This is a genomic window from Streptomyces sp. NPDC048639, assembly GCF_043199075.1.
In the GTDB taxonomy this organism is placed as follows: domain Bacteria; phylum Actinomycetota; class Actinomycetes; order Streptomycetales; family Streptomycetaceae; genus Streptomyces.
This window is the reverse complement of record NZ_JBICVP010000005.1, coordinates 171,083-195,300: the sequence shown is the minus strand read 5'-3', so window position 1 is coordinate 195,300 and position 24,218 is coordinate 171,083. Positions and strand designations below refer to the sequence as shown.

Here is a 24,218-nt window from a genome sequence, read left to right as displayed (position 1 = left end):
TCCCGTGGAAGGTGGGCTATGACGGAAATTCTTGTGCAGGACCGCAAGGGCGGTGAAGGCGCCGACGCACAGCGCGTGATCGACCACCCGGCCTGGCCTGTTCTCAAGGATGCCGTGGAGCGGATCAGGGCCTGGCAGTCCAAGGACGGTTCGATCGACTTCGCCGCCGAGGGTGTTCCGGACCAGACCACCGTCGAGACGGCGCTGGACCGCGCGGTGTCGGCCATCGGGCAGCTCTCCCCGCTGCTGCCGCACGACGCGGGCTACCACCGTGCGCTCGTCGCCGACCTGTGCCGCTGGGCCGAGGGCGGCTTCGCCGTGCCCGACTTCCTCGACTCCCTGCTCGCGTTCCACCCCGCGCAGCACCGTGCGGACGGGCTCCAGCACCTCGTCGTCTTCCCGATGTACACGCAGAACGGGAACCCGGACCGCAACCTCGAGGCCGTCGTCCTGCGCGTCGTCTGGCCGGAGTGGCTGGCCGAGCTGGAGCGCACGCGCTACGACAACCCGCTGTTCCTCGGCATCACCTTCGAGGACTTCACCGGTGGCTACGACACCAACTCCGCCGTCCTCTTCCCGGAGACCATCGCCGTCCGCCAGGCCCCCGAGCGCTTCACCTGGGGCGCCATCTTCTGCGACCGCGAGGCCGCCCGCTTCCGCCGGGTCACCGAGGCCGCGGTGGACATCCTGAAGCTGGACCTGCCCGATGACATCCGGGAGATGGTCGGCGACCAGCAGCGCTGCCAGCAGGCATTCGTGCTCTGGGACATGGTCCACGACCGCACGCACAGCCACGGCGACCTGCCGTTCGACCCGTTCATGATCAAGCAGCGCCAGCCGTTCTGGATGTACGGCCTGGAGGAGCTGCGCTGCGACCTCACTGCCTTCAGGGAGGCCGTGAAGCTGGAGGCGGAAGGTTTCGCCCAGGCCCGCGACGTGCAGTACGCGGTGATCTTCGACCGGATGTTCCGCTTCCCCGTCAGTGGCGACCGGGTGCGCAACTACGACGGTCTCGGCGGCCAGCTGCTCTTCGCCTACCTGCACCGGCGCGATGTGGTCCGCTGGACGGACAACACCCTGCACATCGACTGGGACCGCGCCCCGCAGGTCACCAACGAGCTGTGCGCCGAGATCGAGAAGCTGTACCGCGAGGGCATCGACCGCCCGAAGTTGGTGCACTGGTTCGCCGCGTACGAGCTGGTCTCGAGCTACCTCTCCCCGCACCCCGGCTCCACCTGGGCCAAGGGGCCCGACGCGCTGGATCTGACGCTGCCGCCCCGCAAGCTCGTGGACGACGTGCTTCCGGACGAGTTTCCGCTGAGCATGTTCTACGAGGCGCTTGCGAAGAAGCTCAAGAGCGTGATCGCCTCCACCAAGGGCATCACTGCTCACAGTGACGAGCAGGTGGCCGCGTGACCGAGGCGGGAGAGGCGGAAGGCATGACGAGCAAGAGCAAGGGGGCCCTGGACGGATCGGTCGTCGCGGTGGCCGGCGCGGGTGGGCCCGCCGGGCGGGCGACGCTGATGCGCCTGGCCGAGCGGGGGGCGACCGTCGTCGCCGCCGACGCGGACCCCGCGCGACTCGTGGAGGCCGTGGACGCCGCCCGTTACGCCCACGGCGGCGCCACCGTCACCGGCGAGACCGTGGACCTGCTCGACCCCGAGGCGACCCGGGCGTGGGCCGACCGCACCGAGAAGGAATTCGGCCGGGTCGACGGCCTGGTCCACCTCGTCGGCGGCTGGCGCGGCTCCAAGACCTTCGCGGACGCCCCGCTCGCGGACTGGGAGGTCCTGCACAACCTGCTGATCAGGACCGTGCAGCACACCTCGCTCGCCTTCCACGACGCACTGGGGCGCAGCGGCCGCGGGCGCTACGTCCTGATCAGCGCGGCCGGTGCCGGCAAGCCCACCGCCGGCAATGCGGCCTACGCGGCGGCGAAGGCCGCCGCCGAGGCCTGGACCCTCGCGCTCGCCGACGCCTTCAAGAAGGAGGGGGGCGAGAGCGGTCCGCAGGCCGCTGCTGCGATCCTGGTGGTGAAGGCGCTGGTGCACGACGCGATGCGCGCCGAGCGTCCCAACGCGAAGTTCGCGGGCTTCACCGACGTGAACGACCTGGCCGAGGCCATCGTCGGCGTCTGGGACCGGCCCGCCGAGGAAGTGAACGGACACCGCCTGTGGCTGACCCCGCAACCGTGACCACCGACGCACGGCGGCGCCATGATCCCGAGGTGCGCGGATTCGCCAGCGACAACTACGCGGGCGCGCACCCCGAGATCCTGGAGGCGCTCGCGCTGGCCAACGGCGGGCACCAGATCGCGTACGGCGAGGACCAGTACACCGAGCATCTGCAGCGCGTCATACGCAGCCACTTCGGCCCGAGCGCCGAGGCCTTCCCGGTGTTCAACGGTACGGGCGCCAATGTCGTCGCCCTCCAGTCGGTCACCGACCGCTGGGGTGCCGTGATCTGCTCCGCCACCGCCCACATCCACACCGACGAGTGCGGGGCCCCCGAGCGCGTGGGTGGCCTCAAGCTGCTGCCCGTGCCGACCCCCGACGGCAAGCTCACGCCCGAGCTCATCGACCGGGAGGCGTTCGGCTGGGAGGACGAGCACCGTGCGATGCCGCAGGTGGTCTCGATCACCCAGAGCACCGAGCTGGGCACCGTCTACACCACGGACGAGATCCGGGCGATCTGCGCGCACGCCCACCGGCACGGCATGCTGGTGCATCTCGACGGGGCCCGGCTGGCCAACGCGTCGGCATCCCTGGACCGCCCGATGCGCGCCTTCACCAACGCCGCGGGTGTGGACCTTCTCTCGCTGGGCGGCACGAAGAACGGCATGCTGTTCGGCGAGGCCGTGGTGGTCATCAACCCGGACGTCGCCCGTGCGATGAAGCACGTACGCAAGCTGTCCATGCAGTTGCCGTCCAAGATGCGGTTCGTCTCGGTGCAGTTGGAGGCCCTGCTCGCCGGTGACCTCTGGCTCCGCAACGCCCGTCACGCCAACGCGATGGCCCGCCGCCTCGCCGAAGCAGTGAGCGACGTGGACGGCGTCGAGATCGTGTATCCCGTGCAGTCCAACGCGGTCTTCGCCAAGCTGCCGAACGAGGTCTCCGAGCGCCTCCAGAAGCGCTACCGCTTCTATTTCTGGGACGAGGCGGCGGGGCTCGTCCGCTGGATGTGCGCCTTCGACACCACGGAGGACGATGTGGACTCCTTCGCGAAGGCCCTCGCGGAGGAGATGGGCGGAACACAGCCCTGATCCTGCATGGGTATGCATCCGGGCGTAAATCGATTGACCCGCGCCCGGGTGCCCGCCTACGGTCCGGATGCCATGGAGCCGATCCAGGACGTCCCCGACCTCTCCGCGTATCTCGCCGCGGACGATGTGATCGACCACGACCACGACACCGTCCGTGCGACAGTGGCCCGTCTCGGCGCCGCGGGCCAGGACCCCGAGGCCTACGCCGGACGGGCCTTCGCGTTCGTACGGGACGAGATCCCGCACTCCGCCGACGCCGGCGACCCGCGCGTCACCTGGCGCGCCTCGGACGTCCTGCGGCTGCGCACCGGCATCTGTCATGCCAAGTCCCACGCCCTGGTGGCCCTGTTGCGCGCCGCCTCTGTCCCGGCGGGGCTCTGCTACCAGAAACTCGACGTCGTGCACGGGCTCGTGGCGATCCGGCTTCCGGGGCACCCGCGCTGGGCCCGGCAGGATCCACGGGGCAACAAGCCCGGTGTCGACGCCCGGTTCAGCCTCGACCGCGAGCAACTCGCCTGGCCCGTACGCCCGTTGCTCGGCGAGGCGGACTACCCGACCGTCCATGCCACGGCGCACCCCGCGGTCCTGGACGCGCTCCGGCGCGCCCGCGACCGCACGCACCTCATGCGGCTGCTGCCCGCCGCCCTCTGAAGCCTGAGAAAGGCCGCACATGACTCTCGCCCTCACCGTCTCCGACGAGGTCCGGGCCCTCGCCCCCGGCTTCGCACCCGTCGCCGTCGAGGCGCATGGGCTGACCAACGGGTCCAGCGACGAGGCCGGTTCCGCGATGCTCGACGCCGCCGCGCGGCGGCTCGCCGCGCGCCTCGACGGCCGGGCTCCGCACGAGCATCCGCACATCGCCGCCTGGCGCGCGGCGTACACCGCGTTCGGCTCCAAGCCCTCCCGCACCCGCAACTCCGCGGAGGCGCTGGCCCGCCGGGCCCTCGCCGACGGCGGACTGCCGCGCATCAACCGGCTGGTGGACCTCTACAACGCGATCAGCGTCGCTCACCTGATTCCGGTGGGCGGCGAGGACATCGCCCGTATCCAGGGCGGCATGCGACTCGTACGGGCCGTGGGCGACGAGCCGTTCGACACCGTGGCGGGCGGCGAGCCGGTCGTCGAGCACCCCGATCCCGGAGAGGTCGTCTGGCGCGACGACCGGGGCGTCACCTGCCGCCGCTGGAATTGGCGCCAGGGGGTCAGGACCCGCCTCACCGAGGAGACGTCCGACGCCCTCTTCCTGCTGGAGGGAATGGAGCCGATGGCGGTCGGCGAACTCGGGGCCGCGGCGACCGAACTGGCCGAGTCGCTCGCCAAGGCCTGCCCGGGCGCCCGGATCGAGATCCGCGACGTGCTGTAGCCGGCGCCCGGGTGGGCAGGGTGGTCAGCGACGGTCGAGGCGCTTGGCTTCCGCCGGAGTCGGGGCGGTGCCGCCGAGGTGCGCCGGGATCCACCAGGTGTCGTCCGGGCCCTTGGGCCGTACGGGGTAGGCGCGCTGGCAGGCCTCCAGCAGCTCCTGGACTCCGATGCGCAACCGCTCGGTGACGCTGACCGCCGTCTCGGAGGGGTCCGCGGTGATCGGCTCGCCCACACGCATCGTGATGGGGATGTGGTTGCGGCCGAGGTTGCGCGGACGGCCCTTGGTCCACAGCCGCTGCGTGCCCCACAGCGCCATCGGCAGCAGCGGAACGCCGGCCTCCTGCGCCATCCGGGCCGCACCCGACTTGAAGTTCTTCAGCGTGAAGGACGGCGAGATGGTCGCCTCCGGGAACACACCGACGATCTCGCCCGCACGCAGCGCCTTCACCGCGTGCGCATACGCGTGCTCGCCCTGCGCCCGGTCGACCGGAATGTGCTTCATCGCCCGCATCAGCGGTCCCGAGACGCGGTGCCGGAAAACGGACTCCTTCGCCATGAAGCGCACCAGGCGCTTGGCGGGCAGAGCCGTCAGACCGCAGAAGACGAAATCCAGGTACCCGATGTGATTGCTCACCAGAACCGCCCCGCCCCGCCGCGGAATGTTCTCGGCGCCCTTGATGTCGAAGCGCAGGTCGAGCGCCTTGAACATCGTGCGGGCGAGGCCGACGACCGGCGGATAGACGAGTTCTGCCATGTGGGGGGACCCTTCTGCGCAGCCCGGGGAGGGTTCTCCCGGCGAAGTTACGCGGCCGTAGGTCGCCGCTTTCGCCGATCGTGCCCCATCGTCCGGCCCCGGGCCAGTCCCGGAGCCGCCTTCGCGGGAGATCCTCGTCACGTCGAGCGCGCCGACGTGCACGGCCCGTGGCCTTCACTGACACCTGCTCAGCTCGTCGCCCTGCGCAGCAAAAGGTACATCTCGCATCCCAGGCAGTAGCCGAAGACGGCGTTGAGGAACGCGGCCGCGAGCGCGCACGCCGTGGCCGCCATGCCCAACCACTCCTGGCCCACGCCGTATCCGATGAGCGCGACGACGGTGAACAACAGCCCGACGGCCTGTGCGAAGCGCGGCGGTGCCGGGTGCTCGGACTCCTGCGGCGGCCCCAGTCGCGGGCGCACCAGCAACCGGAACAGCAGACCGTAGGGGGAGCGGGCCACGCCGGCCGCCGCCCCCACCGCGAAGGCCAGTGCCTGCCACTCCAGCAGCCAGTGGCTGCCGGTGGCGAGAGCGGCGGCCAGGACCACGCTTGTCACCGCCGCACCGAACCTGGGTCCCCGCACGTCGATCTCCGCGGCCGGGGCTGCTTCGGTACTCGAACTCATGCCGCCCAGCATGCCCCGGCGGAACCCGTCCGCGGCCACGGGAATTCTTGCAATCCTGTGAACGCTGAGCAGGGCGATGACCGGACTCATGGTGTGCGTGGTGGTGCTCGCGGCGGCGGGCGCCTACGGCCTGCTGCACACGCGACGCGGCGGGAGGCTGAAGGTGCGCGGGCGCGACGGTGAAGTGAGGCTCGGCGAGGACCGTCTGGGGGCGCGGCCGGGCGAGCGCGCGACGCTGGTGCAGTTCTCCAGCGCGTTCTGCCAGCCCTGCCGGGCGACCCGGCGCATCCTCGCCGACGTGGCCGGCATGGTGGACGGCGTCGCGCATGTGGAGATCGACGCCGAGGCGCAGCTGGACCTCGTACGGGAGCTGCACATCCTGCGCACGCCGACGGTCCTCGTGCTCGACGCGGACGGCCGGATCGTCCGCCGCGCCGCGGGCCTGCCCCGCAAGGCGGACGTCATCGCCGCCGTCGGTGAGGCGGTCGCACCCGCCGGCTGACTCCGCGTCATGCCCGCCTCACCCGGGCGTGACCGATCTCCCATCTCCACCGGGCCGCTTGACGTGGCGCTTCGCGGATCGCCACGCTGATGCGATGCAGTTGGTCTTTCTCTACGGACGGTCCTACGTGGATCTCGTGCGGCACGCCAGTGCGCGCTGTCCGGGTCGGCTCTGAGCGCCATCGCTCCTCCGCTCGCCCTCCCGGACCACGACTGAAGGACAACTGCATGACGGCCACGCACGATCTCGGTACGTCCCCGATCGCCGACCGCGACCTCGCCACCCCCGACCTCCTGCGCTCCGCTTTCCGCCGCCACGCCGCCGGTGTCTCCGTGATCACCGCGCAGGGCACCCGGCCCGTCGGATTCACCGCGACCTCACTCACCTCGGTGGCCGCGGAGCCGCCGCTGATCTCGTTCGGTATCGGCACCGGCTCGTCGAGCTGGCCGGTGATCGCCGAAGCCGGGTACATAGGGGTCCACGTCCTGGGCGAGCATCAGCAGGAGCTCGCCGCCACCTTCGCCCGCAGCGGCGCGGACCGGTTCGCGCCCCCCACCGCCTGGCGGACGGGACCGCACGGGGTGCCCGTCCTCGACGGAGTGCTTGCGTGGCTGGTGTGCCGGGTGGTGACCCGGATTCCGGCGGGCGATCACAGGATCGTCCTGGCGGAAGTGGTCTCCGGTGACCCGGACGGCGCAGGGCGCCCGCTGCTCCACCACCATGGCCGCTTCACGGGACTGCGGGACTGACGTTGGGGACGGCAGGCCGTGCGACGGGTGTACGCCGGTTACGCAGCGTTGGCAACGTCACAGTTCACCGGCCTTGAATACGGGGCAAGTGCACACTGTACTGACGAGTAATATTTCTGGTCGGAGCGCGGGCCGCCCCAACCGGGATACGCCCCGAAAGGCGCCTATGCTGCCAACAAGGCAGGCCCCTGGCCCTGACGTGGGGAACCCCGCGGAAATTAGACGATGCAGTAGGAGAGCCGGTCGTGAGCTTGAGGATCGTTGTCTGTGTGAAGTACGTGCCCGACGCCACCGGCGACCGGCACTTCGCCGAGGACCTGACCACCGACCGCGAAGCGGTCGACGGCCTGCTGTCCGAGCTCGACGAGTACGCGGTCGAGCAGGCCCTTCAGATCGCCGGGGACGCCGACGACGCGGAGATCACCGTGCTCACCGTCGGCCCCGAGGACGCGCGCGACGCGCTGCGCAAGGCCCTCTCGATGGGCGCCGACAAGGCCGTCCACGTCGAGGACGACGACCTGCACGGCACGGACGCGCTCGGCACCTCGCTCGTCCTCACCAAGGCCATCGAGCACATCGGCTACGACCTGGTGATCTGCGGCATGGCCTCCACCGACGGCACCATGGGTGTGCTCCCGGCGATCCTCTCCGAGCGCCTGGGCGTGCCGCAGGTGACGCTGCTGTCCGAGGTGTCCGTGACCGACGGCAAGGTCACCGGCCGCCGTGACGGCGACGCCGCGACCGAGGAGCTGGAGGCGTCCCTCCCGGCCGTCGTGTCCGTGACCGACCTGTCGGGCGAGGCCCGTTACCCCTCCTTCAAGGGCATCATGGCCGCCAAGAAGAAGCCGGTGGAGTCCCTGGACCTGTCGGACCTGGGCCTGGAGGCGGACGAGCTCGGCCTCCAGGGCGCCTGGACCAAGGTCGACGACGCCACGCAGCGCCCGGCGCGTACCGCCGGAACGATCGTCAAGGACGAGGGCGAGGGCGGCAAGCAGCTGGCCGAGTTCCTTGCTGGCCAGAAGTTCATCTGAGTCTTCAGCTTCGGCCACCACCCCAACCGCCCCAGATCCTTCGTACCGCAGGAGAGCAATCCCATGGCTGAAGTTCTCGTCTACGTCGACCACGTCGACGGCACCGTCAAGAAGCCGACCCTGGAACTGCTGACGCTGGCCCGCCGCATCGGCGAGCCCGTCGCCGTCCACCTCGGCGCCGGTGCCGACGCCGCCGCCTCCACCCTCGCCGAGTACGGCGCGGTGAAGGTCCTGGCCGCCGACGCCCCGGAGTTCAACGACTACCTGGTCGCGCCGAAGGTCGACGCGCTCCAGGCCGCGTACGACGCCGTCTCCCCGGCCGCCGTGCTCGTGCCGTCCTCCCCGGAGGGCAAGGAGATCGCCGCGCGCCTGGCCGTCCGCATCGGCTCCGGCATCATCACCGACGCCGTCGACATCGAGGCCGGCGGTGAGGGCCCGGTGGCCACCCAGTCGGTGTTCGCCGCCGCCTTCACCACCAAGTCCCGTGTCACCAAGGGCACCCCGGTGATCACCGTGAAGCCCAACTCGGCCGCGCCCGAGGCCGCCCCGGCCGCCGGCACCGTCGAGCAGCTCGCCGTCACCATCGGCGAGAAGTCCACCGGCACCAAGGTCGTCTCCCGCACCCCGCGTGAGTCGACCGGCCGCCCGGAGCTGACCGAGGCCGCGATCGTGGTCTCCGGTGGCCGCGGTCTGAACGGCGCCGAGAACTTCCCGCTGATCGAGGCGCTGGCCGACAGTCTCGGTGCCGCCGTCGGTGCCTCCCGCGCCGCCGTCGACGCCGGCTGGTACCCGCACACCCACCAGGTCGGTCAGACCGGTAAGTCCGTCTCGCCGCAGCTGTACATCGCGGCGGGCATCTCCGGTGCGATCCAGCACCGGGCCGGTATGCAGACCTCGAAGACCATCGTGGCCATCAACAAGGACGCCGAGGCCCCGATCTTCGACCTGGTCGACTACGGCGTGGTCGGCGACCTCTTCCAGGTCGTCCCGCAGCTCACCGAGGAGGTCAAGACCCGCAAGGGCTGACTTCCCGGCCGCGAGGCCGTTCCGCCGTGAGGCCCCCGTACACCGTGCGTACGGGGGCCTCACGTGTGCAGAGTGGTGTTGACCTGCGAGCCGACCCGCGGATAGCGTCATTCAACAGATTGTTGATTTAGCTGTTGATTGACCTGTTGATCGGCGTGCAGCGGACCATGGAGGGTTGTCGCATGGGGCAGGACGAGACCGTTCGCTCAGGGCAGGACGCGGCTGCGGCCACCAGCCTCACCGGCGCGGTGCACGAGCGGATCGGCGCGTCGCTGGCCGCCGTCGACGCGGACCTCGCCCGCCGTTTCCCGGGCGACCCCGGCACCCGTCAGCCCGTGCACACCGTCTACATCCCCGCCGACGCCTTCGCCGCCGGCACCATCCGCTCCTGGGGCGACCAGGCCCTCGCCGCCCTCGACGAGCACGCCCCCGACGCCGCCTCCTTCGCCGCCGTCCTGGGGCTGGACGACCGCCTCGCCGGGCCCGTCCACGCCCGCGTGCGCGCGAAGCTGGAACGCGAACCCGTCGAGGACCTGCGCATCGACTTCGAGGACGGCTACGGCCCGCGGCCCGACGCCGAGGAGGACGCCGCCGCGGCCCGGGCCGCCCGCCTGGTGGCCGAGGCGTACGAAACCGGCACCGCGGCCCCGTACATGGGCATCCGCATGAAGTGCATGGAGGCCGCCGTCCGCGACCGCGGCATCCGCACCCTCGACATCTTCCTCACCGGGCTCATGGACGCCGGGGGACTCCCCGGCGGTCTCGTCCTCACCCTGCCCAAGGTCACCTACGCCGAGCAGATCAGCGCGATGGTGCGGCTCTGCGAGGAGTTCGAGAAGGCACGCGGCCTCGAACCCGGCAGGATCGGCTTCGAGATCCAGATCGAGACGACCCAGTCGATCCTCGGGCCCGACGGCCGGGCCACCGTCGCCCGCATGATCGACGCCGCCGAGGGGCGTGCGACGGGCCTGCACTACGGCACGTTCGACTACAGCGCCTCCTGCGGCGTCAGCGCCGCGTACCAGTCCATGGACCATCCGGCCGCCGACCACGCGAAAGCCGTGATGCAGGTCGCGGCAGCCGGCACGGGCGTACGGCTCTCCGACGGCTCCACCAACATCCTTCCCGTCGGGCCGAGTTCGCAGGTCCACGATGCCTGGAGGCTGCACCACGGCCTGGTCCGGCGTTCCCTCGCGCGCGCCTATTACCAGGGCTGGGACATGCACCCGGGGCACCTGCCCACCCGCTACGCCGCCGTCTACGCCTTCTACCGCGAGGGCCTGGAGCAGGCGGCGGCACGTCTCACCGCCTATGTGAACCGGGCGGGCGGCGACGTGATGGACGAGCCCGCCACCGCCAAGGCCCTGAGCGGCTACCTGCTGCGCGGCCTCGACTGCGGTGCGGTGGACACCGACGAGGTCACCGGGCTCACCGGACTCGGTCGCGCCGACCTGGACCGCCTCGCGGGACGGCCCGTCACGGACTGAGGACCGGGTCGCCGCGCGGTTCCAACCCGTGGGCGCCATGGCGGGGTTGGGGGCGCACGGGTGCATCGATGGCGCCGAGACCGGACGCGATTCGCCGGCAGGCCCGTAGGCTGGGCCCCGGAACTGGCCGGGGTCGAGCATCGGAGCAGCAGTGTCGACGGGGGAGCACGGACAGGGCGCCGGGGCGGCACGGCTGCTCGCGGGCCGCTATCGCGTGGTGCGGCAGCTCGGGCGCGGCGGGATGGGCGTGGTGTGCCACGCGCTGGACGAGACCCTCGGCCGCGAGGTCGCGGTCAAGGAACTGCGCACGTACAGCGACTCCTCCGGGTCCGAACTCGCCGATCTGCGGCTGCGGATGCAGCGCGAGGCGCGTGCGGCGGCCCGTATCAAGCACCCCGGTGTCATCGCGATCCACGACATCGCGGAGGACGAGGGGCGGCCGCTCATCGTCATGGAACTCATCGACGGGCCCTCGCTCGACGACGTCCTGCGGGAGCGCGGCGTCCTCGACCCGCTGGAGGCCGCGTCGATCGGCGCCAAGGTCATGGACGCGCTGGACGCCGCCCACCGGGCCGGAGTTCTGCACCGTGACGTCAAGCCGGGCAACGTCCTCCTGGGTGGCGGAGGCCGCGTCGTCCTCACCGACTTCGGCATCGCCACGATGGACGATCCCGGGGACGACGCCTCGACACGGCTGACGCAGAGCGGCGACATCGTCGGCTCCCTGGACTACCTGCCGCCCGAGCGGGCGCAGGGACAGCTCCCCGGCCCGGCGTCCGACGTTTGGTCGCTCGGTGCCACGCTGTACGCGGCGGTGGAGGGCTCCTCGCCCTTCCGCCGTACGTCCACCTGGTCCACGCTCACGGCGATCGTCGTCGAGCCGCTGCCGGAGCCGCGGAACGCCGGACCGCTGGCACCGGTGCTGCGCGAACTCATGGACAAAAACCCGCAGTTGCGGCCGGACGCGCAGCGGGCCCGTGAGCTGCTGGAGGCCGTGGCGGCTGGACGGCCGTACGAGAGCGGGGCGCGCGACTCCGCGACGACCAACCTCGGTGGGCCGGTGCCGCGGGCTCCGGTGCCGGACGGTCGCGGGGTCGGCGGCGGGGCCGGTGCTACCGCGGGTACTCCCGCACCGGCAGCCGGGCCGCCCGAAGAGGGGCCGGCCCCGGCGGGGGCTTCGGCATCTGCGGGTGCGGCCGCGCCGGGCGGGGCTGCCGCACCGGCGGGGTCCGGCGGACCGGCGGCGGCCAGTGCTCCCGCTGGATCGGCCGAGCCGCCTCAAGGCCTGGGCCCGGCACCCGAGTTCGGCGCGCCGTCAGTGCCGTCAGTGCCGTCGGTGCGACCGGAGTCGGCGCAGTCCGTGCCGTCCGTGCCGCCCGTGCCGTCCGTGCCGCCCGTGCCGTCCGGGCCATCCTTGGCGCCTGTGCCGTCCGGATCGGTGGTGCCTGCGGCTTCCGCCGCTGCACCCGCGGCCCACGACCCGTTGGGTGCCAGTGACGACGGGTCGTTGGTGGCCGAGGGCCCTCACGGGCCGGGCGAGGGGCGCCGCCGTCGCCGTACCGTCGTGGCCGCGGTCGCGGCGGTCGTGCTCCTGGCCGGTGCCGTAGCCACCGCCGCCGTCGTGATGAACGGCCGCGGGGCATCGGACACGGTCGCGGCCGACGCCGCGTCGTCCTCCACCCGCGAACCGGGCGAACACGCCGATGACCAGGGCCAGTCCGCGGGGGAGAAGGCAGAGCGGTCGGACTCCGCGGCAGCGGAGGACCGGACGCCCGAGTCCTCGGACGGCAAACCCGCGGGCGGCGGGGACGACGGCAAGTCCACCGGTGGTTCCTCCTCCGGGAGCGAGAACGGAGGCTCGGACGCCGACGGCGCTACGACCGGGGGCGGTTCGGGCGACGCAGGATCCACGTCGGCCGGTGGGAACGGTTCCACCGGAGGCACCGGCACGAGCGGAGGCGGCGAGGACCCCGCCCCGGCACCCGTGTGCCGCGACATCGGCGCCGGCAAATACAACTGCCAGGTCTGGCGCACCGCCAAGTCCTATGACGCGGCGGGCCACGAGCGCGGGGTGCTGAACGCGGGCACCAACTACTTCTACTGCCAGCAGCAGGGACGCCGCGAGACCTCCGGTCAGTGGACCAACGTCTGGTGGGCCAAGACCGACGACGACAGCGGCAACGCGGGCGTCTTCGTCAGCGCCGTCTACATCAAGGGCGGGGACAACGACGAGCCGCTCCCCGGCCTCCCCGACTGCTGATGCGCGGGCCTGGGAGGGTGCGAGGGAGGAGGCCTCGACGATTGTGCGTCGCGGCCGCCCCGAGAGCGGGCGCCGAGGGCGCCTCGGGCGGCGGTGCCGTCGCTGGTGCCTCGGGGGTCGTCGTCTGCTGCGTGGGCGTATGTCTCGCGAGTCCCTCAGACGGCTTCCGCAGGCGGCAGTTCGCCGGATCCGCGCGGAATCAGCCGCGTCGGCAGCAGGAAGCTCATGGGCTCCTCCGCCACCCCGCCTTCGAGCCTGCGGAAGAGCTGCTCGGCGGCCGTACGTCCCAACTGGGCGGAATCCTGGGCGATCACGGTGACCGCGGGGGAGAGCAGATCGGCCAGCTCGAAGTCGTCGAAGCCGACCAGGGCGACCGGTCGCAGCCACCCGTTGAGGACACGTACGGCGGTGACCGTCACGCGGTTGTTCCCGCAGAAAAGCGCGGTGACCGGCTGCGGACCCTGCAGCATCGCCACGGTCGCCGACCGTACGCGCTCCGGTTCCGTGGAGCCGAGCGCCACCCAGGACGCGTCGACGGGGAGGTCGGCCTCCGCCATGGCGGCGAGGTAGCCGCGGTGCCGCTCGGAGGCGGTGTGGATCCGGGGCTGGTCGCCGATGAAGCCGATCCTGCGGTGGCCGTGGGCTATGAGGTGCGCGACGCCGTCGCGCGCGCCGGTGAAGCTGTCCGTGAGGACCGCGTCGGCCTCGATCCGGCCCGCCGGGCGGTCCACGAACACCGTGGCCACACCCGCGGCGATCTCCGGCTCCAGATAGCGGTGGTCGTCGCTGGCCGGGACGATCACCAGGCCGTCGACCCGGCGGGCGCACAGCGCCAGGACGAGTTCCTGCTCGCGCCCGGCGTCCTCGGCGCTGGAGCCGTGGATCAGCAGGGCGCCGTGCGCCCGCGCGGTCTCCTCCACAGCACGGCTCATCGGACCGTAGAACGGGTCGGCGAGGTCCTCCAGGACCAGACCGATGCTCGCCGTGCGGCCCTTGCGCAGCACGCGGGCGCTGTCGTTGCGCCGGAAGCCGAGGGCGTCGATGGATTCCTGCACGCGGCGGACGGTGTCGGGTGTGACGCCGGGCTCGCTGTTCACCACCCGCGACACCGTCTTCAGACCGACGCCCGCGCGTGCGGCGACGTCCTTCATGGTCGGCCTGGTGCCGTAGCGGCGCTTGGTGCGAGGGGCGGTGTCCGACACGTGCGCGTTCCTCTTCGTCCAGGGGCGGTTGCGCTATGAGCATAGGGCCTGGACAACGTTGTCAAAAGCGGTGAGACTGAACCGCCGGAACCTGAGACCGAACTGCCGGAAACGCTGCCCACCAGGAGATACGACACCGATGCAGAACGACCTCGTCGCCGCCCTCGACATCGGCGGTACCAAGATCGCCGGGGCGCTGGTCGACGGTGAGGGACGGCTCCTCGTACGGGCTCAGCGGCCGACTCCGGCGCGTGAGGACGGCGAGACCGTGATGGGTGCCGTGGCGGCCGTGCTCGCCGACCTGGCGGCCGACGCGCGCTGGGCCGGGGTGACTGCCGTCGGCATCGGCAGCGCGGGCCCCGTCGACGCCTCCGCCGGGACGGTCCGGCCGGTGAACGTGCCGGGGTGGAGGGACTATCCGCTGGTCGAGCGCGTACGGGCGGCAACCGGCGACCTGCCGGTGACCCTTGTGGGTGACGGAGTCGCCATGACGGCCGCGGAGCACTGGCAGGGCGCGGCCCGTGGCCGCGCCAACGCGCTGTGCATGGTGGTGTCGACCGGCGTCGGCGGCGGGCTCATCCTCGACAACCGGCTCCACCCGGGCCCGACCGGGAACGCCGGGCACATCGGCCACATCAGCGTGGACCTCGACGGCGACCCGTGCCCGTGCGGGGCGCGGGGGTGCGTGGAGCGCATAGCGAGCGGGCCGAACATCGCGCGCCGCGCGCTGGAGGGCGGCTGGCGGCCGGGCCCGGACGGTGACGCCACGGCCGCGGCGGTGGCGCAGGCGGCGAGCGCGGGGGACCTGGTCGCCCGCGCCTCCTTCGAGCGGGCGGCCCAGGCGCTGGCGGCCGGGATCGCCGCGACCGCGACGCTCGTGGAGATCGAGGTCGCGGTGGTCGGGGGCGGTGTCGCGGCGGCGGGTGAGGTGCTGTTCGCTCCGCTGCGGAAGGCTCTGCGGGAGTACGCGACGTTGTCGTTCGTGGGCGGGCTGGAGGTCGTGCCGGCGCAGACGGGGACGGACGCGGGGCTGATCGGGGCGGCTGCCGCGGCGCGGCCGGAGGTTGCCGCGCGGCAGGAGGCGGACGGGGAGCGGGTGTCGGCGGGAGCACGTACTTCGTCAACTCCCTGATCATCGCGGTCCCCGGCGTGCTGCTCGCCCTCTTCCTGGCCTCCTTCGTGGCCTTCGCGGTGGCGCGGCGGCATCGTGCTGCTGATGCTCTTCACGGCCGGCAACCTGCTGCCCCAGCAGGTCATCGTCACGCCGCTGTGTGTCGCCTTCAACCGGATCCCGCTGCCGTACTGGATGTCCGAGTCGATGACGCTGTACAGACTCGTACTGGGCCGTGATCGCCGCTCAGGTCGGCTTCCAGATGGGGTTCTGCGTCTTCGTCCTGGCCAACTTCATGCGCACTGCCGCAGGAGATCCTGGAGGCGGCGCGGGTGGACGGCGCCGGGGTGTGGACGCAGTACTGGCGCATCACCCTGCCGCTGTGCCGCCCGGCGCTCGCGGCCCTCGGGACGCTTCAGTTCACCTGGATGTACAACGACTTCCTCTGGGCGCTGGTCTTCGTCTCCGACGGCCAGAAACTGCCGGTCACTTCGGCGCTCAACAACCTCAGGGGTCAGTTCTTCACCGACTACACCCTGCTGGCGGCGGGTTCGGTGATCGTCGCCCTGCCCACCATCCTGGTATTCCTCCTCCTTCAGCGGCATTTCATCGCCGGACTGACGCTCGGCGCCAACAAGGGCTGACCGCAAGCCGAGTGGCCATTCGCCGACCTTGCCACGGCCGGTTTCCGTGGCAAGGTGTAGCGGGCAGTCCACTGGGGGCTACGGAAGAGGGGGAACCGTGATCGTCTGGCTGAACGGTGCGTTCAGTGCGGGGAAGACCAGCGCGGCCCGGGAACTGACCGATCTGATACCGGGCAGCACGTTGTACGACCCGGAGGTGACCGGCGGGACTCTGCAATATCTGCTTCCGCAGAAGCGGCTGAACGAAGTGGGCGACTTTCAGGACCTGCCCATCTGGCGGCGCCTCGTGGTGGACACGGCGGCGGCGATGCTGGCCGACCTCGGCGGCACGCTGGTCGTTCCCATGACCCTGCTGCGGCAGGACTACCGCGACGAGATCTTCGGGGGGCTGGCCGCTCGCCGGATTCCCGTACGGCATGTGCTGTTGTCACCTGACGAAACGATCCTGCGCCAACGGATCGCCGGGCGCGAGGAGTTCGAGGACGATCCGGGGCACAGCGCGCGCATACGTCAGTGGGCGCTGGACCACATCGCCCCGTACCGTTCGGCGCTCTCCTGGCTGGAGAAGGACGCCCACATGGTCGACACCAGCGCGCTCACCCCGCGGCAGACCGCCGAACACGTCGCCGAGGTCGTACGGACCGGGGCCGCCGGGGCATGCGAGATCGTCCAGACCCCGGAACCCACCGGCGAGACCCTGGCCGCCGGGGTCCTGCTCTTCGACGAGCAGGACCGGGTGCTGCTGGTGGACCCCACTTACAAACCCGGCTGGGAATTCCCCGGAGGCGTGGTCGAACCCGGAGAGGCGCCCGCCAGGGCCGGGATACGGGAGGTCGCCGAGGAGATAGGGATAGAACTCGACCGGGTACCGGCCCTGCTGGTCGTCGACTGGGAGCCGCCCGTACCGCCCGCGTTCGGCGGTCTGCGGCTGCTCTTCGACGGAGGCACCCTCGACAGTGCCTCCGACCGGCTGCTGCTGCCCTGTTCGGAACTGCGCGCCGCCCGCTTCGTGAGCGAGAGCGAGGCGGAGGAACTGCTGCCGCCCGTACGGTTCAACCGGCTGCGCTGGGCACTGCGGGCGCGTGAGCGGTCCACCGTCCTGAACCTGGAGGCGGGGGTCCCGGTGGGATGAGCGCCCGGGTGTTCCCGGCGCGGCGCGCGTCGGGAACACCCTTCGGCCGGGCTCAACCGGTCGCGGAAGCCCGGTAGTTGAGCAGAAACAGCGCCTCGGTGAGCGAAAGGCGCTCCAACTCCTCGGGGGACACGCTCTCGTTGACCGCGTGGATCTGCGCGTCCGGCTCGCTCAGCCCGATCAGCAGGATCTCGGCCTCCGGGTACAGCGACGCGAGGGTGTTGCACAGCGGGATCGAGCCGCCCTGGCCTGCGGTCTGCATCTCCTCGCCCGGGTAGGCGGCACGCATCGCCTCCGCCATCGCCGTGTACGCGGGGCTGGAGGTGTCGGCACGGAACGGCTGGCCCTGGCCGGCCTCGTCGACCGTGACCCGGGCACCCCACGGGGCCCGCGACTCCAGGTGCGCGGAGAGCAGCTTCGCGGCGTCGCCGGCATCCGTGCCCGGCGGCACGCGCAGGCTGACCAGGGCGCGGGCGGAGGCCTGCACGGAGGGTGTGGCGCCGACGACCGGCGGGCAGTCGATGCCGAGGACGGTGACGGCGGGGCGCGCCCAGATGCGGTCGGCGACCGTACCGGAGCCGGTCAGTTCGACGCCGTCGAGGACCTTGGCGTCCCTGCGGAAGTCCTCCTCCGGGTACTGCAGGCCCTCCCAGCCGGCGTCCGAGGTGAGCCCGTCGACCGTCGTCGAACCGTCCTCGGCCCGCAGCGAATCGAGGATGCGGATCAGCGCGGCGAGCGCGTCCGGGGCCGCGCCGCCGAACTGGCCCGAGTGCAGGTTGCCTTCGAGGGTGTCGACCTGGAGGCGGACGAGCGTCATGCCGCGCAGGGTGGCCGTGACGGTCGGCAGACCGACGCGGAAGTTGCCCGTGTCGCCGATGACGATGGTGTCGGCGGCCAGCAGTTCGGGGTGAGCCTCGGCGTACCGCTCGAGCCCGCCGGTGCCCTGCTCCTCCGAACCCTCGGCAATCACCTTCACGTTGACGGGAACGCCGCCGCGCTCCTTGAGTGCGCGCAGCGCCGTGAGGTGCATGATCAGGCCGCCCTTGCAGTCGGCGGCGCCGCGGCCGTACCACCGTCCATCCCGCTCGGTGAGGGTGAACGGCGGGGAGTGCCAGGCGTTTTCGTCCAGCGGAGGCTGCACGTCGTAGTGCGCGTAGAGCAGAACGGTCGGGGCGCCCTGGGGGCCGGGGAGGTGGCCGTAGACGGACTGGGTGCCGTCCGGGGTGTCCAGCAGGGCCACGTCCTGGAAGCCCTCGGTGCGCAGCGCCTCGGCGACCCAGCTCGCGGCCGCCTCGCACTCGCTCTTCGGGAACTGTGCCGGATCGGCGACCGAACGGAACGCGACCAGCTCGGCCAGTTCCGTCCTCGCGCGAGGCATCAGCGAGGCGATGCTTTCGGCCAGTGCGGGCAGCGCGGTCGGTTCCATGGGCACGCTCCTTGTGGGTGCGGGACAGAGGTGGGCGTCGGGTGCGGATGACGCGTGCGCACGGCGGTCCGAGGCCGTGCACGGGGCTTGCGCTACGCGCGTCCGCCGGGCGGGTTTCGTACGGCGTCCGTGCTGCCGATCATCCCACAGGGGCCGGACATGACCATGAGCCGTAGGATGCCAGGCGAGCGCCGGAGCCACGGGTCTCCGGCATGCGGACCAAGGCCGAGCGGGAGCGGAAGCACAGGTGAGCAGCGAGAACGCGGGACAGGAAAGCGAGCCGGTCTGGGACGTGGTGGTGATCGGCGCCGGTCCCGCGGGGGCATCGGCGGCCTATGCCGCCGCCGTCGCCGGACGCCGGGTCCTGTTGCTGGAGAAGGCGGAGCTGCCCCGGTACAAGACGTGCGGCGGCGGCATCATCGGCCCCTCGCGCGACTCCCTGCCGCCCGGCTTCGAACTCCCGCTGCGCGACCGGGTGCACGCCGTCACCTTCTCCATGGACGGCCGCCTCACGCGCACCCGCCGGTCCAGGTTCATGCTCTTCGGACTGATCAACCGGCCCGAGTTCGATCAGCGCCTGGTCGACGCGGCGCTGGACGTCGGCGCGCAGGTGCGTACGGGCGCCACCGTCTCCCGCGTCGAGCAGCACGGTCCCGCGGTGCCCGACCGGCGCACGGTAGCCGTGGTGCTCGGGGACGGGGAGACCGTGCTGGCGCGCGCGGTGGTCGGTGCCGACGGCAGCGCCAGCCGGATAGGAGCCCATGTCGGGGTGAAGCTCGACCAGGTGGACCTCGGGCTGGAGGCCGAGATCCCGGTTCCGCCGACGGTCGCGGAGGACTGGGCGGGGCGGGTGCTCATCGACTGGGGCCCGATCCCCGGGAGTTACGGCTGGGTGTTCCCCAAGGGGGACACCCTGACGGTCGGGGTGATCGCGGCCCGCGGCGACGGCGCGGGCACCAAGCGCTATCTGGAGACGTTCATCGCGCGGCTGGGCCTGGCCGGGTTCGAACCGAGCATCTCGTCGGGGCACCTGACCCGCTGCCGGGCCGATGACTCGCCGCTGTCCCGCGGCCGGGTGCTGGTGTGCGGGGACGCGGCCGGACTGCTGGAGCCCTGGACCCGGGAGGGCATCTCGTTCGCGCTGCGCTCCGGGCGGCTCGCGGGGGAGTGGGCGGTGCGGATCGCCGAGGCGCAGGACGCGGTGGACGCCCGCCGTCTGGCGCTCAACTACGCGTACGCCATCAAGGCGGGCCTCGGCGTCGAGATGGGTGTGGGGCGGCGGATGCTGAAGGTCTTCGAGCGCCGCCCCGGTCTGGTGCACGCGGCGATCACGAGCCTGCGGCCGGCGTGGCATGTCTTCGCGGAGATCACACGCGGCCAGACGTCGCTGGCGGAGATCGTCCGGACGAGCGGGCTGGCGCGGCGGGCGCTGACGGCGATGGATCGTTCGGAGAGGTGAGGGACCGCTCCCGACCGTGACGGACCGCTCCCGACCCTGACGGACCGGTTCGAGGTGGACGGACCGGTTCGAGGTGACGGACCGGTCCTCGCCGGGATGGGCCACTTCCTGCGGCCGGCCCTACGGGTTCTTGGAGTTCAGCTCCTGCCCGGACCGTGCTCGTCGTGCGTCTGATCCGCCGGCAGGCGCTCGCCGAGTTTCCGCGATCGCCCCGACGTGCGCTTGGTCGCCCACCACTCGTCGAGATGGGTGCGGATGAGCACAGCGACCCAGGCCACGAGATCGTCCGCCGGCCGACCGTCGAAGACGGCCATCTCGGCCGCCCCGTAAGGAAGCCGGACTCGCCACCGTTCCCCGAGGACCGAGACATCGAGGACGGCGGTGAAGGAGCGGCCGCGCTCGACCACTTCGAAGGCGGTGACATCCAGCTCCGTACCGTAGCTGTCCAGCCTTCCCATGAGAGACGGAGCCAGTAGGTCCCGTACCTCTTCAGCGGTTGGCATCCGACGCTCCTGCCCGTGTCGTGTCCTCCGTGCGGTGATCGGCCCGTTCGCTTGATCACGCCGCATGACAGGGCTCGTCAGGTCCGGGACTTCCGGACGGCCGCCACGGTGACACGGAAGACGGGGTGGTCGGGGGCGATCCGGCGCAGCTCCTCGTCTGAGGAGTCGGGCCCCACGCCGTTGAAGAAGGCGCCGACCTCCGCCTTCCAGCGCCGCAGATAGGCGCGAAGCAGCGGGGCCTTCTCGTCGTCCGGGACCTCGGCGGCCGTGAACTCCTCGACGGCCGTGCCGAGATGGAGTTCGCCGCCGCCCGCGGCACGCATGTTGTGGGTCCACTGGACGTGGCCGCGGGGCGCGACCAGATACGGCTGTCCGTCGACGATGAGCAGATTGACCGGCGTACGGCGCCACTCCCCGCTCTTGCGCCCCCGCACGGCCAGCACGCGAGAGCCCCACACGCTGACCCCGCGGCGGGTGAGCCAGGCGACGGCGCGGTTGACGACGTGGACGGTGAACCAGCCGGGCTTCTTGACGTGCTCGGACATCGGAAGTCTCCTCGGTGTGTGTGAGCACTCTGTGAGCACTGCTCTCGCTCAAGAACAGTGGTACACCCCGGCCCGGATCTCGGGCAAGAGCACTGCTCTCGTTGTTGGCCGCCGCTCCGGAGCGGTGGCACACTGGCCGACATGACCGCCATCAGGGGAGCCAGGGAGCGCGCCCGCGCAGAGGTGACCGCGGCCATCAAGGACGAGGCGCGACGGCAGCTCGTCGCCGAAGGGGCGGCCAAACTGTCCCTGCGGGCCGTCGCCCGCGAACTCGGCATGGTCTCGTCGGCGCTCTACCGCTACTTCCCCAGCCGCGACGCCTTGCTGACCGCGCTGATCATCGATGCGTTCGACGCCGTGGGCGAGGCCGCCGAACAGGCCCTCGCGGCCTCGCTACCGGCCGCTCCCGCCGACCGCTGTGTGATGGTCTGCCGCGCCGTACGCGACTGGGCCCTCGCGCATCCGCACGAGTACGCCCTGGTCTTCGGCTCTCCGGTACCCGGCTACTCGGCGCCCGAAGCCACCGTCGGACCCGCGTCCCGCGTGGGCCGCGCCCTGATCGCCGTCATCGCCGACGCCCGCGCCGACGGTGTCTTTCCCGTGCCGGAGCCCCCGCCCGCCCCCGAGGAGCTGGTGCGGGACGGCGAGCGGATCCGCGACCGGATCGGTGCCGGGCTGCCCGCCCCCGTCGTCGTGGAAGCCGCCGCGGTCTGGGCCGAACTCTTCGGCCTCATCGGCTTCGAGGTCTTCGGCCGGTTCGACGGCATGATCGAGGCGCGCGACGCCTTCTTCGACCGCGCCGTCACCCGCCTCGCCCACTCCGTCGGCCTCTGACAGCCCCGTGCCGCAGCACGGCGGCGACGGCAGGGGCTACTACGCCGGGAGTAGTGGCGGCCACCCCGCCCGGCGGACGCGTGAGGGACGCGGCCCGGTCTAGCGTTGCGATATGACAGAGGTGAGGGACGCGTTTCCGGCCGGACGGGCGTGGCAGCGGTGGCTGGGTGCGCTCGACTCCCGGCGTCCGGTCTGGATGTCCTCCCTCGTGGTGGCTGTCATCCAGAGCGTCGGGACGAACTTCGCCGCACAGGACCAGTCCGGCCGCGCGTCCCTGGACGTCTTCGCCCGCGTCCTGCTCCTCGTCGGTCCCGCCCTGCTGATCCTGCGCTACCGGTATCCACGGGTCGTCGTCTTCGGCGCGTCAGCCGTGGCCATCGTCTACTTCGCCGCCGGGTACCCGTACGGCCCGGTCTTCATCAGCGTCGCCGTCGCCTGCTTCGCCGCCATCGTCACCGGCCACCGCTGGGCCGCCTGGTCGGCCGTGGTCATGCTCTGGGTGGCCCATGTGCTCGTGGCGTTCTGGTTCTTCCACTGGCTGCCCCCGGCGGACGACACCTCACCTCCCTGGTTCCAGGAACTCGGTGTCGCCGCCTGGGTGGTGGCCATCATCGCCGCCTCCGAACTGGCCCGGGTGCGCATCGAGCAGATGGTCCGCGAGCGCGCCGAGCGCGAGGACGCGGCGCGGCGGCAGGCCGACGAGGAGCGGCTGAGGATCGCCCGCGAACTCCACGACGTGCTCGCCCACTCCATCTCGGTCATCAACGTCCAGGCGGGAGTCGGCCTGGCGCTCCTCGACCAGGACCCCGAACAGGCGCGCACCGCGCTCACCACCATCAAGACCGCGAGCAAGGAGGCGCTCGGGGAGGTCCGGCAGGTCCTCGACACCCTGCGCACGCCGGGCGAGGCGCCCCGCTCGCCCGCGCCCGGCCTCGACCGGCTGGGCGAGTTGACGGACCAGGCGTCCGGCGCGGGCCTCACGGTGGAGGTGAGGGTCGAGGGGGAGCGCGCCGCACTGCCGGCCGGAGCCGACCTCGCCGCCTTCCGCATCGTCCAGGAGGCCCTGACCAACATCGTGCGGCACTCCTCGTCCCGTACGGCCGAGGTCCTTCTGCGCTACGGCGTGGGGGAGTTGGAGGTCGCGATCGACGACGCGGGACCGGCGGCGCACAGCGGCGAGTCCCGTGGCGCCGGCGAGAGCGGCGGGGGAAGGGGCTTGGTCGGCATGCGTGAACGGGTCGCTGCGCTGGGCGGCAATGTCGAAACGGGTCCCCGCCCGGACGGTGGATTCCGCGTACTGGCCCGGATCCCCTTCACCTCTCCGGCTACGGTGTCCGAGGCCCCCGGCCGGGCCCCGGACAAGGAGGCGCCGTGATCCGCGTACTGCTCGCCGACGACCAGGTGCTGGTCCGCGCCGGCTTCCGTGCGCTGCTGGACGCGCAGCCCGACATCGAGGTCGCCGCGGAGGCGGCGGACGGCGACCAGGCGCTGGCCCTGGTCCGCGAACTCCGCCCGGACGTCGTGCTGATGGACATCCGGATGCCGCACCAGGACGGCCTGGCGGCGACGCGTGCGATCACCGCGGACCCGGACCTGGAGAGGGTCAAGGTGGTCATGCTCACCACCTTCGAGCTGGACGAGTACGTCTTCGAGGCCATCCGCTCCGGCGCCTCGGGCTTCCTGGTGAAGGACACCGAACCGGACGAGCTGCTGCGCGCCGTACGCGCCGTGGTCGACGGCGACGCCCTGCTGTCGCCGGGGGTCACGCGCCGTCTGATCGCCGAGTTCGCCGCCCGGTCCAAGGAACCCGCGGCCGCCGCGGGCCTCGGCGAACTGACCGAGCGCGAACGGGAGGTCATGGCGCTGGTGGGCATCGGCCTGTCGAACGAGGAGATCGCCCGCCGGCTGGTGGTCAGCCCGCTGACCGCCAAGACCCACGTCAGCCGTGCGATGGTCAAACTCAACGCCCGTGACCGCGCCCAACTCGTGGTCCTCGCCTACGAGTCGGGGCTGGTGCGCCCGGGCTGGCTCGGCTGAACGGCCCGTCTCCCCGAGGCCTGCGGGCGTAGGCCGCGTGGAGCGATGTGAACACCGGCCAGGGCCATTCCTCAGGCGAGGCGACCTCTCCGCCCGTGCGCCGATGAGCCGGGACGCGATACGGGCGGGCTGCTCCGGACGGCAGCGCGGCGGCCGGTCGTTGCGCCGCGACCGGGCCCTGCCGCAATCGGTGACGGCCGGTCACCGACCCTCGTAGCCGCCGCGTCCGGGCGCGCTGGGACCGCGACGCCGCGTCCGGGCCGCCC

23 protein-coding genes and 1 pseudogene are annotated in these 24,218 nt (G+C 71.9%); 18 read left to right on the top strand and 6 right to left on the bottom strand.

Going from position 1 to position 24,218, the window contains the following annotated elements; genetic code table 11:
* Window positions 1–18 precede the first annotated feature (18 nt).
* From ACGFNH_RS15730 to ACGFNH_RS15710, 5 genes are all read left to right on the top strand, one after another.
* Window positions 19–1,416, top strand: coding sequence for a DUF6421 family protein (locus ACGFNH_RS15730; RefSeq protein WP_393653901.1), 1,398 nt, complete (start codon window positions 19–21; stop codon window positions 1,414–1,416).
* Between the two features lie 23 nt (window positions 1,417–1,439).
* Complete coding sequence (locus ACGFNH_RS15725; RefSeq protein WP_393654473.1) at window positions 1,440–2,195, top strand: SDR family NAD(P)-dependent oxidoreductase; 756 nt, start codon at window positions 1,440–1,442, stop codon at window positions 2,193–2,195.
* Complete coding sequence (locus ACGFNH_RS15720) at window positions 2,174–3,262, top strand: threonine aldolase family protein (RefSeq protein ID WP_393653899.1); 1,089 nt, start codon at window positions 2,174–2,176, stop codon at window positions 3,260–3,262. The genes ACGFNH_RS15725 and ACGFNH_RS15720 overlap by 22 nt, the downstream gene beginning before the upstream one ends.
* Window positions 3,263–3,334: 72 nt before the next feature.
* Entirely contained in the window at window positions 3,335–3,913 is a 579-nt protein-coding gene (locus ACGFNH_RS15715; RefSeq protein WP_393653897.1) for a transglutaminase family protein, read from the top strand.
* Window positions 3,914–3,932: 19 nt separating this feature from the next.
* A complete protein-coding gene (locus tag ACGFNH_RS15710) occupies window positions 3,933–4,625 on the top strand; it encodes a B3/4 domain-containing protein (protein WP_393653895.1) in 693 nt (230 codons plus the stop codon).
* Window positions 4,626–4,649: 24 nt separating this feature from the next.
* Here ACGFNH_RS15710 and ACGFNH_RS15705 read toward each other — a convergent pair whose 3' ends face one another.
* Window positions 4,650–5,378 carry a lysophospholipid acyltransferase family protein gene (locus tag ACGFNH_RS15705; protein WP_393653893.1) on the bottom strand — a complete coding sequence of 243 codons (729 nt, stop codon included), beginning with the start codon at window positions 5,376–5,378 and terminating at the stop codon, window positions 4,650–4,652.
* A 188-nt stretch (window positions 5,379–5,566) separates the two neighbouring features.
* Window positions 5,567–6,004 carry a DUF4395 domain-containing protein gene (locus ACGFNH_RS15700; RefSeq protein WP_393653891.1) on the bottom strand — a complete coding sequence of 146 codons (438 nt, stop codon included), beginning with the start codon at window positions 6,002–6,004 and terminating at the stop codon, window positions 5,567–5,569.
* Window positions 6,005–6,080: 76 nt separating this feature from the next.
* Between ACGFNH_RS15700 and ACGFNH_RS15695 the strand changes: the two genes are divergently transcribed.
* The 6 genes from ACGFNH_RS15695 to ACGFNH_RS15670 all read left to right on the top strand — a co-directional run bounded on the left by ACGFNH_RS15695 (window position 6,081) and on the right by ACGFNH_RS15670 (window position 13,059).
* A complete protein-coding gene (locus tag ACGFNH_RS15695) occupies window positions 6,081–6,506 on the top strand; it encodes a thioredoxin family protein (protein WP_393653889.1) in 426 nt (141 codons plus the stop codon).
* Window positions 6,507–6,733: 227 nt separating this feature from the next.
* A complete protein-coding gene (locus ACGFNH_RS15690; protein ID WP_393653887.1) occupies window positions 6,734–7,255 on the top strand; it encodes a flavin reductase family protein in 522 nt (173 codons plus the stop codon).
* Between the two features lie 245 nt (window positions 7,256–7,500).
* On the top strand, window positions 7,501–8,286 hold the full coding sequence (locus tag ACGFNH_RS15685; protein ID WP_393653886.1) for an electron transfer flavoprotein subunit beta/FixA family protein: 786 nt from the start codon (window positions 7,501–7,503) through the stop codon (window positions 8,284–8,286).
* Window positions 8,287–8,349: 63 nt separating this feature from the next.
* Complete coding sequence (locus ACGFNH_RS15680; protein ID WP_393653884.1) at window positions 8,350–9,312, top strand: electron transfer flavoprotein subunit alpha/FixB family protein; 963 nt, start codon at window positions 8,350–8,352, stop codon at window positions 9,310–9,312.
* A 182-nt stretch (window positions 9,313–9,494) separates the two neighbouring features.
* A complete protein-coding gene (locus ACGFNH_RS15675) occupies window positions 9,495–10,799 on the top strand; it encodes a DUF6986 family protein (protein ID WP_393653882.1) in 1,305 nt (434 codons plus the stop codon).
* Between the two features lie 151 nt (window positions 10,800–10,950).
* A complete protein-coding gene (locus tag ACGFNH_RS15670) occupies window positions 10,951–13,059 on the top strand; it encodes a serine/threonine-protein kinase (protein ID WP_393653880.1) in 2,109 nt (702 codons plus the stop codon).
* 155 nt (window positions 13,060–13,214) lie between these two features.
* Here the strand turns inward: ACGFNH_RS15670 and ACGFNH_RS15665 are convergent, their stop codons facing one another.
* Complete coding sequence (locus tag ACGFNH_RS15665) at window positions 13,215–14,261, bottom strand: LacI family DNA-binding transcriptional regulator (RefSeq protein WP_393653878.1); 1,047 nt, start codon at window positions 14,259–14,261, stop codon at window positions 13,215–13,217.
* Between the two features lie 139 nt (window positions 14,262–14,400).
* On the opposite strand from ACGFNH_RS15665, the gene ACGFNH_RS15660 reads away from it, so the two are divergent.
* The 3 genes and pseudogenes from ACGFNH_RS15660 (at window position 14,401) to ACGFNH_RS15650 (ending at window position 17,148) form a co-directional block, all read left to right on the top strand.
* Window positions 14,401–15,393, top strand: a complete 993-nt coding sequence (locus ACGFNH_RS15660; protein ID WP_393653876.1) for an ROK family protein — start codon at window positions 14,401–14,403, stop codon at window positions 15,391–15,393.
* Window positions 15,363–16,016 (top strand): annotated as a pseudogene (locus ACGFNH_RS15655) (carbohydrate ABC transporter permease); the annotation flags it as partial. The gene ACGFNH_RS15660 and the pseudogene ACGFNH_RS15655, both read left to right, overlap by 31 nt.
* A 97-nt stretch (window positions 16,017–16,113) precedes the next feature.
* Window positions 16,114–17,148 carry an NUDIX domain-containing protein gene (locus ACGFNH_RS15650; RefSeq protein WP_393653874.1) on the top strand — a complete coding sequence of 345 codons (1,035 nt, stop codon included), beginning with the start codon at window positions 16,114–16,116 and terminating at the stop codon, window positions 17,146–17,148.
* Between the two features lie 52 nt (window positions 17,149–17,200).
* Here the strand turns inward: ACGFNH_RS15650 and ACGFNH_RS15645 are convergent, their stop codons facing one another.
* Complete coding sequence (locus ACGFNH_RS15645; protein WP_393653872.1) at window positions 17,201–18,574, bottom strand: dipeptidase; 1,374 nt, start codon at window positions 18,572–18,574, stop codon at window positions 17,201–17,203.
* 247 nt (window positions 18,575–18,821) lie between these two features.
* Here ACGFNH_RS15645 and ACGFNH_RS15640 point away from each other — a divergent pair, with 247 nt between their 5' ends.
* Entirely contained in the window at window positions 18,822–20,033 is a 1,212-nt protein-coding gene (locus ACGFNH_RS15640) for a geranylgeranyl reductase family protein (protein ID WP_393653870.1), read from the top strand.
* Window positions 20,034–20,170: 137 nt separating this feature from the next.
* Here ACGFNH_RS15640 and ACGFNH_RS15635 read toward each other — a convergent pair whose 3' ends face one another.
* Window positions 20,171–20,536: a hypothetical protein gene (locus ACGFNH_RS15635; protein ID WP_393653868.1), complete on the bottom strand. Its 366-nt coding sequence runs from the start codon at window positions 20,534–20,536 to the stop codon at window positions 20,171–20,173.
* Between the two features lie 77 nt (window positions 20,537–20,613).
* On the bottom strand, window positions 20,614–21,081 hold the full coding sequence (locus ACGFNH_RS15630) for a nitroreductase family deazaflavin-dependent oxidoreductase (protein ID WP_393653866.1): 468 nt from the start codon (window positions 21,079–21,081) through the stop codon (window positions 20,614–20,616).
* Window positions 21,082–21,222: 141 nt separating this feature from the next.
* Between ACGFNH_RS15630 and ACGFNH_RS15625 the strand changes: the two genes are divergently transcribed.
* The 3 genes from ACGFNH_RS15625 to ACGFNH_RS15615 all read left to right on the top strand — a co-directional run bounded on the left by ACGFNH_RS15625 (window position 21,223) and on the right by ACGFNH_RS15615 (window position 23,952).
* Entirely contained in the window at window positions 21,223–21,915 is a 693-nt protein-coding gene (locus ACGFNH_RS15625) for a TetR/AcrR family transcriptional regulator (protein WP_393653864.1), read from the top strand.
* Between the two features lie 112 nt (window positions 21,916–22,027).
* Window positions 22,028–23,290, top strand: a complete 1,263-nt coding sequence (locus tag ACGFNH_RS15620; protein ID WP_393653862.1) for a sensor histidine kinase — start codon at window positions 22,028–22,030, stop codon at window positions 23,288–23,290.
* Window positions 23,287–23,952: a response regulator gene (locus ACGFNH_RS15615; RefSeq protein WP_393653860.1), complete on the top strand. Its 666-nt coding sequence runs from the start codon at window positions 23,287–23,289 to the stop codon at window positions 23,950–23,952. The genes ACGFNH_RS15620 and ACGFNH_RS15615 overlap by 4 nt, the downstream gene beginning before the upstream one ends.
* Window positions 23,953–24,218: the final 266 nt, after the last annotated feature.

What these genes read in the sequence shown, in the direction of transcription:
- ACGFNH_RS15730 (WP_393653901.1), top strand. Translation starts at nt 19, where the DNA reads ATGACGGAAATTCTTGTGCAGGACCGCAAGGGCGGTGAAGGCGCCGAC.
- ACGFNH_RS15725 (WP_393654473.1), top strand. Translation starts at nt 1,440, where the DNA reads ATGACGAGCAAGAGCAAGGGGGCCCTGGACGGATCGGTCGTCGCGGTG.
- ACGFNH_RS15715 (WP_393653897.1), top strand. Translation starts at nt 3,335, where the DNA reads ATGGAGCCGATCCAGGACGTCCCCGACCTCTCCGCGTATCTCGCCGCG.
- ACGFNH_RS15710 (WP_393653895.1), top strand. Translation starts at nt 3,933, where the DNA reads ATGACTCTCGCCCTCACCGTCTCCGACGAGGTCCGGGCCCTCGCCCCC.
- ACGFNH_RS15705 (WP_393653893.1), bottom strand. Translation starts at nt 5,378, where the DNA reads ATGGCAGAACTCGTCTATCCGCCGGTCGTCGGCCTCGCCCGCACGATG.
- ACGFNH_RS15700 (WP_393653891.1), bottom strand. Translation starts at nt 6,004, where the DNA reads ATGAGTTCGAGTACCGAAGCAGCCCCGGCCGCGGAGATCGACGTGCGG.
- ACGFNH_RS15695 (WP_393653889.1), top strand. Translation starts at nt 6,081, where the DNA reads ATGACCGGACTCATGGTGTGCGTGGTGGTGCTCGCGGCGGCGGGCGCC.
- ACGFNH_RS15690 (WP_393653887.1), top strand. Translation starts at nt 6,734, where the DNA reads ATGACGGCCACGCACGATCTCGGTACGTCCCCGATCGCCGACCGCGAC.
- ACGFNH_RS15680 (WP_393653884.1), top strand. Translation starts at nt 8,350, where the DNA reads ATGGCTGAAGTTCTCGTCTACGTCGACCACGTCGACGGCACCGTCAAG.
- ACGFNH_RS15675 (WP_393653882.1), top strand. Translation starts at nt 9,495, where the DNA reads ATGGGGCAGGACGAGACCGTTCGCTCAGGGCAGGACGCGGCTGCGGCC.
- ACGFNH_RS15660 (WP_393653876.1), top strand. Translation starts at nt 14,401, where the DNA reads ATGCAGAACGACCTCGTCGCCGCCCTCGACATCGGCGGTACCAAGATC.
- ACGFNH_RS15645 (WP_393653872.1), bottom strand. Translation starts at nt 18,574, where the DNA reads ATGGAACCGACCGCGCTGCCCGCACTGGCCGAAAGCATCGCCTCGCTG.
- ACGFNH_RS15635 (WP_393653868.1), bottom strand. Translation starts at nt 20,536, where the DNA reads ATGCCAACCGCTGAAGAGGTACGGGACCTACTGGCTCCGTCTCTCATG.
- ACGFNH_RS15630 (WP_393653866.1), bottom strand. Translation starts at nt 21,081, where the DNA reads ATGTCCGAGCACGTCAAGAAGCCCGGCTGGTTCACCGTCCACGTCGTC.
- ACGFNH_RS15625 (WP_393653864.1), top strand. Translation starts at nt 21,223, where the DNA reads ATGACCGCCATCAGGGGAGCCAGGGAGCGCGCCCGCGCAGAGGTGACC.
- ACGFNH_RS15620 (WP_393653862.1), top strand. Translation starts at nt 22,028, where the DNA reads ATGACAGAGGTGAGGGACGCGTTTCCGGCCGGACGGGCGTGGCAGCGG.